The 1547-nt window shown below is 77.1% G+C and carries 1 protein-coding gene; it reads left to right on the forward strand.

Annotated elements, in window-relative coordinates; genetic code table 11:
• Positions 1–85 precede the first annotated feature (85 nt).
• Positions 86–1547: ATP-binding protein (locus BG452_RS34570; protein ID WP_411293070.1), on the forward strand; the 1462-nt coding region annotated here is incomplete at its 3' end.

A 1547-nucleotide genomic window follows, 5' to 3' on the forward strand; every position in this document is an offset into this window, starting at 1 on the left:
CACCGCCGTCGCGGTGGGTGCCGTGGCGGTGCTCTGGCTGATCGTGGTCGGCCTGGCCGCGAGCGGCGCCGAGCGCGCCCACCGGCTGACCGAGGACCTGGCCGCCCAGCACCAGGAGACCCGGGCCGCGCTGGTCGCCGCCGGCACCGCCCGGCAGGCCGAGACGGCGGCCCAGGACCGGGCCGCCGCCGCGCTCACCGAACGGGACGCCGCCCGCGCCGAGCAGGTCCGGATGGAGGCCGACGTCACCGCCGTGCGCGCCGAGCTGGCCCGGCTGCGGACCGAGCTGGACGCCGAACGGGCCGAGGCCGTGGCGGAGCGGGAGCGGGTCGCCGCCGAGCGGGCCGAACTGGAGCGGATCCCCGAGGGCGTGCTGCCCGAGGTGGTGAAGAAGCTGCGTGGGGGCGCGTCCGTGGACAGCGCGCTGTCCACGCACCGCAAGCACCCCCAGTACGCGCTGCTGCGTGCCGTCGGTGAGGAGATCGGCCGCGGCGAGCGACTGCGGGCCGCCGCGCTCGCGGTCTGCGCGACCGCCGCCGGCCGGGTCCAGGCACTGGCCACGAGCATGCACGCCGAACTGCGCGAGATGCAGCACCGGCACGACGAGGAGGTCCTCGGCGACCTGCTGCGACTGGACCACTCGACCGCCCAGGCGGGCCGGATGGCGGACGGCATCGCGGTGCTCACCGGCGCCCGCTCCGGCCGTCGCTGGGCCAAGCCGATCGCGGTGGAGTCGGTGCTGCGCGGCGCGCTCGGCCGGATCGGCGCCTACCAGCGGGTGCGGCTGCACAACGCCAGCACGGCGGCGGTGGTCGGCTTCGCGGCCGAGGGCGTGATGCACGCGCTGGCCGAACTGCTGGACAACGCCACCAACTTCTCCGCCCCGCCGGCCGAGGTGCACGTCTACGTCGAGGAGGTGTCGGCCGGTCTGGCGGTCACCGTCGAGGACAGCGGCCTGGGCCTGGGCGACAGTTGGCTGCGCCGGGCCGAACGCGCCGTCTCCGCCGAGCCGCTGGACCTCGCCACGTTGTCCGCCGGTACCCGGCTGGGTCTCGCGGTGGTCGGCGTGCTGGCGCGCAAGCACGGGCTGCAGATCTCCTTCCGGCCGTCCGCACGCGGCGGCACCGGTGTGGTGATGCTGATCCCGCAGCAGTTGGTCACCCACGTGGCTCCGGCACCCGCCCAGGCGCCCACGCCCGTCGTGGAGTCCGTGCGCCCCGCGCTCACCCCCGCGCGCCCGGCGCCCACCTCGCTGCCACCCGCGCCCAGCACCTCCGTGACCAGCGCCTCCGTGGCCACCGTCTCCGCGCCCGGCGCCTCCGTGACCACCGCCGTGCCGAGCGCGCCCCCCGCCCCCCCCCCCCCCCCCCCCCCCCCCCCCCCCCCCCCCCCCCCCCCCCCCCCCCCCCCCCCCCTGCCCGGCACCCTCTACCGGCTGTTCTCCGAGGAGGAGAAGCAGCGGCTGATCGCCAACCTGGCGGGCTTCATCGCCAAGGTCTCGGCCGACCGCGAGGACATCGTGGAGCGGGCGATCGACAACTTCCGCA

The sequence above is a fragment of the Streptomyces sp. CBMA123 genome (genome assembly GCF_014596465.1).
Taxonomy (GTDB): Bacteria; Actinomycetota; Actinomycetes; order Streptomycetales; family Streptomycetaceae; genus Kitasatospora.